This is a genomic window from Cytobacillus oceanisediminis (assembly GCF_007830235.1).
Taxonomy (GTDB): Bacteria; Bacillota; Bacilli; order Bacillales; family Cytobacillaceae; genus Cytobacillus; species Cytobacillus oceanisediminis.
The window spans coordinates 43,322-49,886 of the sequence record NZ_VLKI01000027.1 but is presented as its reverse complement, the minus strand read 5'-3'; the positions used below and the strand labels follow the sequence as shown (position 1 = coordinate 49,886).

13 protein-coding genes are annotated in these 6,565 nt (G+C 42.0%); all 13 read right to left on the bottom strand.

Features of this window, described 5'->3' with window-relative positions; translation table 11 throughout:
• Positions 1-164: 164 nt before the first annotated feature.
• From rpsK to rplF, 13 genes are read right to left on the bottom strand one after another with little or no spacing between them, the layout of a single operon-like run.
• The gene (gene rpsK, locus IQ19_RS25320) at positions 165-554 is read right to left on the bottom strand and encodes a 30S ribosomal protein S11 (RefSeq protein ID WP_095245986.1); all 390 of its coding nucleotides are present in this window, start codon (positions 552-554) and stop codon (positions 165-167) included.
• 21 nt (positions 555-575) lie between these two features.
• Complete coding sequence (gene rpsM / locus IQ19_RS25315) at positions 576-941, bottom strand: 30S ribosomal protein S13 (protein WP_110067561.1); 366 nt, start codon at positions 939-941, stop codon at positions 576-578.
• A gap of 22 nt (positions 942-963) precedes the next feature.
• Positions 964-1,077, bottom strand: a complete 114-nt coding sequence (rpmJ, locus tag IQ19_RS25310) for a 50S ribosomal protein L36 (RefSeq protein WP_000868344.1) — start codon at positions 1,075-1,077, stop codon at positions 964-966.
• A 35-nt stretch (positions 1,078-1,112) separates the two neighbouring features.
• Positions 1,113-1,331 (bottom strand): translation initiation factor IF-1, encoded by a 219-nt coding sequence (infA, locus tag IQ19_RS25305; RefSeq protein WP_066192222.1) that lies wholly within the window; start codon positions 1,329-1,331, stop codon positions 1,113-1,115.
• A complete protein-coding gene (locus IQ19_RS25300) occupies positions 1,309-1,644 on the bottom strand; it encodes a KOW domain-containing RNA-binding protein (protein WP_144546252.1) in 336 nt (111 codons plus the stop codon). Before IQ19_RS25300 ends, infA begins: the two co-directional genes overlap by 23 nt.
• A gap of 16 nt (positions 1,645-1,660) precedes the next feature.
• Entirely contained in the window at positions 1,661-2,407 is a 747-nt protein-coding gene (gene map / locus IQ19_RS25295) for a type I methionyl aminopeptidase (protein WP_144546250.1), read from the bottom strand.
• Positions 2,404-3,054 (bottom strand): adenylate kinase, encoded by a 651-nt coding sequence (locus IQ19_RS25290; RefSeq protein ID WP_144546249.1) that lies wholly within the window; start codon positions 3,052-3,054, stop codon positions 2,404-2,406. The genes map and IQ19_RS25290 overlap by 4 nt, the downstream gene beginning before the upstream one ends.
• Before the next feature lie 59 nt (positions 3,055-3,113).
• On the bottom strand, positions 3,114-4,409 hold the full coding sequence (gene secY / locus IQ19_RS25285; RefSeq protein WP_110067557.1) for a preprotein translocase subunit SecY: 1,296 nt from the start codon (positions 4,407-4,409) through the stop codon (positions 3,114-3,116).
• Positions 4,409-4,849: a 50S ribosomal protein L15 gene (rplO, locus tag IQ19_RS25280; RefSeq protein WP_144546247.1), complete on the bottom strand. Its 441-nt coding sequence runs from the start codon at positions 4,847-4,849 to the stop codon at positions 4,409-4,411. The genes secY and rplO overlap by 1 nt, the downstream gene beginning before the upstream one ends.
• 32 nt (positions 4,850-4,881) lie before the next feature.
• Positions 4,882-5,064 carry a 50S ribosomal protein L30 gene (gene rpmD, locus IQ19_RS25275; protein WP_009336598.1) on the bottom strand — a complete coding sequence of 61 codons (183 nt, stop codon included), beginning with the start codon at positions 5,062-5,064 and terminating at the stop codon, positions 4,882-4,884.
• A 13-nt stretch (positions 5,065-5,077) separates the two neighbouring features.
• The gene (gene rpsE / locus IQ19_RS25270; RefSeq protein ID WP_026583677.1) at positions 5,078-5,578 is read right to left on the bottom strand and encodes a 30S ribosomal protein S5; all 501 of its coding nucleotides are present in this window, start codon (positions 5,576-5,578) and stop codon (positions 5,078-5,080) included.
• Positions 5,579-5,602: 24 nt separating this feature from the next.
• Positions 5,603-5,965 (bottom strand): 50S ribosomal protein L18, encoded by a 363-nt coding sequence (gene rplR, locus IQ19_RS25265; RefSeq protein WP_110067556.1) that lies wholly within the window; start codon positions 5,963-5,965, stop codon positions 5,603-5,605.
• A gap of 32 nt (positions 5,966-5,997) precedes the next feature.
• Positions 5,998-6,534 carry a 50S ribosomal protein L6 gene (gene rplF, locus IQ19_RS25260; RefSeq protein WP_144546245.1) on the bottom strand — a complete coding sequence of 179 codons (537 nt, stop codon included), beginning with the start codon at positions 6,532-6,534 and terminating at the stop codon, positions 5,998-6,000.
• Between the last annotated feature and the right edge of the window lie 31 nt (positions 6,535-6,565).

The window sequence follows — 6,565 nt, the reverse complement described above, 5'->3', positions numbered from 1 at the left end:
CCTCCTTCAAAACGTCGAAACCCCGGCTAGCAATCTCTAACCGAAATTCCCCCATGTATACGTTCCCGTTTTGTGCACAACAACTGGAATAATTGTTCTGTATGAGCTAAAAAATTAGTATCATATCCCATTATAGACAAGGATACAAAATCTATACAGAAAAATTATACACGGCGGCGTTTTGGTGGACGACATCCGTTATGTGGAACAGGAGTTACGTCTCTGATTGCAGTAACCTCAAGGCCGGCAGCTTGAAGTGCACGGATAGCAGCTTCACGTCCAGCACCAGGTCCTTTAACAGTTACTTCGAGGGTTTTCATACCATGTTCCTGAGAAGTTTTAGCTGCAGTTTCTGCTGCCATTTGAGCTGCGAATGGAGTAGATTTACGAGAACCTCTGAATCCAAGAGCTCCGGCACTTGACCAGGAAATAGCATTTCCATGAACATCAGTAATAGTTACGATTGTGTTATTGAAAGTAGAACGGATATGTGCAATACCTTGTTCAATATTCTTTTTCACACGACGTTTACGTGTATTAGTTTTACGAGCCATTTATAGTACCTCCTTTACCGATTATTTCTTCTTGTTCGCTACAGTCTTACGAGGACCTTTGCGTGTACGTGCGTTGTTTTTAGTGTTTTGTCCGCGAACCGGTAAACCACGGCGATGACGTAGACCGCGATAGCTTCCGATCTCCATTAAACGCTTGATGTTAAGTGAAACCTCACGGCGAAGGTCACCTTCAACTTTTAATTTGTCAATGATGTCACGGATTTTGTTTAATTCATCTTCCGTTAAATCACGAACACGAGTGTCTTCAGAAACACCAGCTTCAGCTAGAATCTTCTGAGCTGTAGATTTACCAATACCAAAGATATAAGTTAATGAGATTACTACACGCTTTTCACGTGGAATATCTACACCAGCAATACGTGCCATTCGTTAGCGCACCTCCTTCTTTTTAGCCTTGTTTTTGTTTATGTTTAGGGTTTTCACAGATAACCATTACTTTTCCACGTCTGCGGATAACTTTACACTTTTCGCAGATTGGTTTAACTGATGGTCTTACTTTCATTATCCTAACCTCCTTAATAGTACGGAGTGCAATGATTATTTAAAACGATATGTGATTCTACCACGTGTTAAATCATATGGAGATAGCTCAACTGTTACTTTATCTCCAGGTAAGATACGGATGAAGTGCATACGGATTTTACCGGAAACATGAGCCAGCACTGTATGACCATTTTCTAATTCTACCTTAAACATTGCATTTGGCAAAGTATCAATAACTGTGCCTTCTATTTCAATTACATCGTCTTTCGCCATTGAACGATTCTCCCTTCTTCATATCATATACGAATTCATTTACATACTTTGCAAGAGCAAAGCGCAACTTTCCGTTTGTTACACGGCCGGTCTCTTTGAGACTGCTCTGAACTTCTGGAGAGATATAATTAAGCAATTGCAGATGCTGAATGTTCTTTTTCTTTGGGCGATCGAATTTCTTCTTGTCACCGTCAGCAAGCAAAACAAACCTTTCATCCATCAACCTTATAATTATAGCATATTGACCAGCATCGCGCCCGCGTTTGATCAATACAATTTGACCAGGCTGCGGATTCGAATCAGAATCAACCAATGGAATCACCTGCACCTTAGGCTTTTGTTAATATTTCATAACCGGATTCAGTGATCGCTATTGTATGCTCAAAGTGTGCACACATTTTACCGTCAACCGTCACAACAGTCCAGTTATCGGCTAACGTTTTCACATAACGACTTCCTGCATTCACCATCGGTTCAATAGCAAGTACCATACCCGGCTTTAAACGCGGCCCTCTGTTCGGCGGTCCATAATGAGGAATTTGGGGGTCCTCATGTAAGTCTTGCCCTACACCATGGCCGACATACTCGCGCACAATGGAAAAGCCATTAGATTCCGCATACGTTTGGATAGCATGGGAGATGTTCGACAAGCGCTCACCCGGTTTTGCTTCTGCCAGGCCCTTATATAATGATTCCTCCGTCACATCCATAAGACGCTGGGTATCATCATCAATTTTGCCTACCGCATAAGTCCAGGCTGAGTCACCATGATAACCGTTATATTTAGCACCAATATCAATGCTGATTACATCACCGTTATTTAAAACTCTTTCACCAGGAATACCATGAACAAGTTCATCGTTAACTGAGGCACATATGCTGCCGCGGAAACCATTATACCCTTTGAAAGATGGGATTGCATCGTGTTTACGAATAAACTTGTCAGCAATTTCATCTAATTCTAAGGTTGTGATTCCAGGTTCAATGTGTTTTTTCAGTTCCTGGTGTGTAAGTGCTACGATCCTGCCGGCCTCACGCATTATCTCAATTTCACGCGGGGTTTTGCAAATGATCATTGTAAGCCCCCGAGCAAAACATCAAGATCAGAAAACACCTTATTAATATCTTGCTGACCATCAATATTGCGCAGATATCCTTTCGTTTCGTAGAAATCAAGCAACGGTTTTGTTTGTTTAATATTAACGTCAAGTCTATTCTGAACAGTAGCTTCGTTATCATCAACACGCTGGTACAGCTCTCCGCCGCAGCGATCGCACACTCCGTCTTTCGCTGGAGGATTGAATACTAGATGATAAGTAGCTCCGCAATCTTTACAGATGCGGCGTCCTGTAAGACGTTCCATTAGAATGCTCTGATCAACATCAATATTAATAACATAATCAATTTTTTTATTCAAATCAGAAAGGATGTCTTCAAGGGCATCAGCTTGGGCTACAGTTCTTGGAAAGCCATCAAGCAAAAAGCCTTTTTCGCAATCATCCTTGCTTAAACGTTCACGGACAATGCCGATTGTAACTTCATCAGGTACAAGTTCGCCTTTATCCATGAATGATTTAGCTTTAAGGCCTAGTTCCGTTTCGCCTTTAATAGCCGCACGGAACATATCTCCAGTAGAGATATGAGGGATGCCGTATTTTTGGACGATCTTCTCAGCTTGTGTACCTTTACCGGCACCAGGGAGCCCCATTAATACTAAATTCACGTCAATTTCCCCCTAGTCTCTAAATGGTTTTAGGGAACACGCTGTCCCCTTCAACCAAATTATTTTATGAAACCTTTATAATGACGCTTAACCAGCTGTGCTTCAAGCTGCTTCATTGTTTCAAGTGCAACACCGACAACGATTAGCAGGCTTGTGCCCCCGATTTGTGCAGATTCAGGCAATCCGGCAATATTAATGAAGAATACCGGCAGAATTGAAATAACTGTTAGGAACAGCGCACCAACAAATGTTAAACGGTATAAGACACGAGTCAAATATTCCTGCGTGTTATTTCCTGGTCGAATGCCCGGGATATAACCGCCCTGCTTCTTCAAGTTCTCAGCAACTTGCTCCGGATTTACTTGAATGAAAGCATAGAAATAAGTAAAAGCAATAATTAATGCACTATAAATGACCATTCCGATTGGAGTCGTATAGTCAAATATTCTTTGGATCCATAACGTAACATCATTTTGCTCAAAGAAACCAGCGATGGTTCTTGGAGTTATGATAAATGAAATGGCAAAGATTACTGGAATTACACCAGCTGCATTAACTTTTAACGGAAGATGTGTTGATTGTCCGCCAGCAGAATTTTTTCCTGCTGTCACACGCTTAGCATATTGAATAGGAATTTTTCTCAATGCTTGTTGGATAAAGATTGTACCCACAACAATAGCAACTACTGCGATTAAGATAAGCACTACCGTCACAATGCGAAGGAATAGCTGTTCACCTGCATTTTCAAACTGCTGTGCATAGATCTGGTTAACCGTTGAAGGTATACCAGCTACGATACCAGCAAAGATAATGATGGAGATTCCATTTCCTACGCCTTTTGATGTAATTTGCTCACCAAGCCACATTAAAAATGCAGTTCCGGCAGTCAATACTACAGCAATTAACAAATATGATCCTATTCCCGGATTCTCAATCAGCATTCCGCCTGCAAGGTTATTAAACCCATAAGACATACCGAGAGCCTGGATAAAACCAAGCACGATAGTAAAATAACGGGTAAACTGAGCTAACTTTCGGCGTCCAACCTCACCTTGCTTAGACCATTCCGTAAACTTAGGAACTACATCCATCTGCAATAGCTGTACGATAATGGAAGCAGTAATATACGGCATGATCCCCATAGCAAGGATCGAGAAGTTAAGGAGCGCCCCGCCGCCGAATGTATTCAGGACACCGAATACATTAAGTTCATCCTGGGCTTTTAAAAGATCAGCATTTACGCCCGGTACAGGGATAAATGTACCGATGCGAAATACAATCAGCATTAAAAGGGTGAAAATAATCTTTCGTCTTATATCACCCACGCGCATAAAATTGGAGATTGTCTGAAACATTAAATCACCTCAGTTTGACCGCCGGCAGCTTCAATAGCTTCCTTTGCAGCAGAGGAGAATTTATGAGCTTTAATTGTAAGCTTTTTCTCAACTTTGCCTTTAGCAAGAATCTTGATTCCTGCTTTTTCATTGCTTACTACACCAGTTTCGATAAGAAGCTCAGGAGTTACTTCTGCTCCATCTTCGAAACGGTTTAGAGCATCAAGGTTCACAACCGCGTATTCTTTACGGTTGATGTTAGTGAAACCGCGCTTAGGCAAGCGTTGGAATAAAGGTGTTTGACCACCCTCGAATCCAGGACGGACACCGCCGCCAGAACGAGCGTTTTGACCTTTATGACCCTTACCAGCAGTTTTACCGTTACCGGAACCGATTCCACGGCCTTTGCGTTTGCGTTCTTGACGAGAACCTTCTGCAGGCTTTAATTCATGAAGTTTCATGTTGGCACCTCCTTATTTGTAGAAGAATAGAATTATTTTTCTTTTACCACAACAAGGTGAGCAACTTTGTTGATCATTCCGCGGATAGCAGGATTATCTTGATGCTCAACTGTTTGGTGCATTTTACGTAAGCCAAGAGCCTTAACTGTTTCGCGCTGGTCTTGCGGGCGACCAATCACGCTGCGAGTGAGGGTAACTTCTAGTTTATTCGCCATTTGATATCCCTCCTTATCCTAACAGTTCTTCTACTGATTTACCACGTAATTTCGCTACGTCCTCAGCACGTTTTAATTGTGTTAAACCGTTCAAAGTGGCGCGAACCATGTTGATTGGTGTGTTTGTACCTAGAGATTTAGATAGGATATCACCAACACCAGCTAATTCTAGAACCGCACGAACTGGACCGCCGGCGATTACTCCAGTACCTTCAGAAGCAGGCTTAAGAAGGATTTCTCCAGCACCGAAATGTCCGATTACCTGGTGAGGAATTGTAGTTCCAACCATAGGCACTTCGATTAAGTTTTTCTTAGCATCTTCAATTGCTTTGCGGATCGCTTCAGGAACTTCCTGTGCTTTACCTGTACCAAAGCCAACGTGACCGTTTTTGTCACCTACTACTACAAGAGCAGAGAAACGAAAACGACGTCCACCTTTAACAACCTTTGCTACACGATTAACCGTAACTACGCGCTCTTCAAGTTCAAGTTTGTTTGGATCAATACGACGCATCTTTTTGTGTCCCTCCTTTGTCTATTAAAATTCTAAACCATTTTCACGTGCTGCATCTGCTAATGCCTGAACACGTCCATGATATAGATAGCCACCACGATCGAAAACGATAGCTTTAACGCCTTTTTCGACTGCACGTTTTGCAACTAATTCTCCAACCTTAACTGCTGCATCAACGTTGCCAGTAGCATCAAGGTTTACCTCTTTATCTAATGTAGAAGCACTTGCTACAGTAACTCCGTTTACATCATCAATAAGTTGAGCATAAATGTGTTTGTTTGAACGATACACATTTAAACGAGGACGAGCCGCAGTTCCAGAAAGCTTCGCACGCACACGAGCATGTCTTTTCTTACGAACTGCATTTTTATCAGCCTTCGTAATCATTTCGGTCACTCCTTTCGTTTACCTATGCGGCATTACTTACCTGTTTTACCTTCTTTACGACGAACATATTCGCCTTCATAACGGATACCTTTACCTTTGTAAGGCTCTGGAGGACGAACTTCACGGATGTTGGCAGCTAATGCACCAACACGCTCTTTGTTAGTACCTTTAACAATGATCTTTGTGTTAGATGGTACTTCAACTTCAAGACCTTCTTCAGGCTCGATTTCAACAGGATGAGAGTAACCAACGTTTAAAACAAGCTTTTTGCCTTGTTTTTGAGCACGGTAACCGACACCGATAAGCTCAAGTCCTCTTTCAAATCCTTTGGATACACCCTCAACCATGTTAGCAAGAAGTGCGCGAGTTGTTCCGTGCAATGCGCGGTGTTCTTTTGCTTCAGATGGACGGGAAACGTTAATTACGTTTTCTTCCACCTTGATTTCGATATCAGGGTTGAATGAACGTGAAAGTTCACCTTTAGGACCCTTTACAGTAACAGTGTTCTTGTCAAGAGTAACAGTAACACCAGATGGAATTTCGATTGGTTTTTTACCTATACGAGACATTTAATTGCACCTCCATTCATGAAAAACTCTA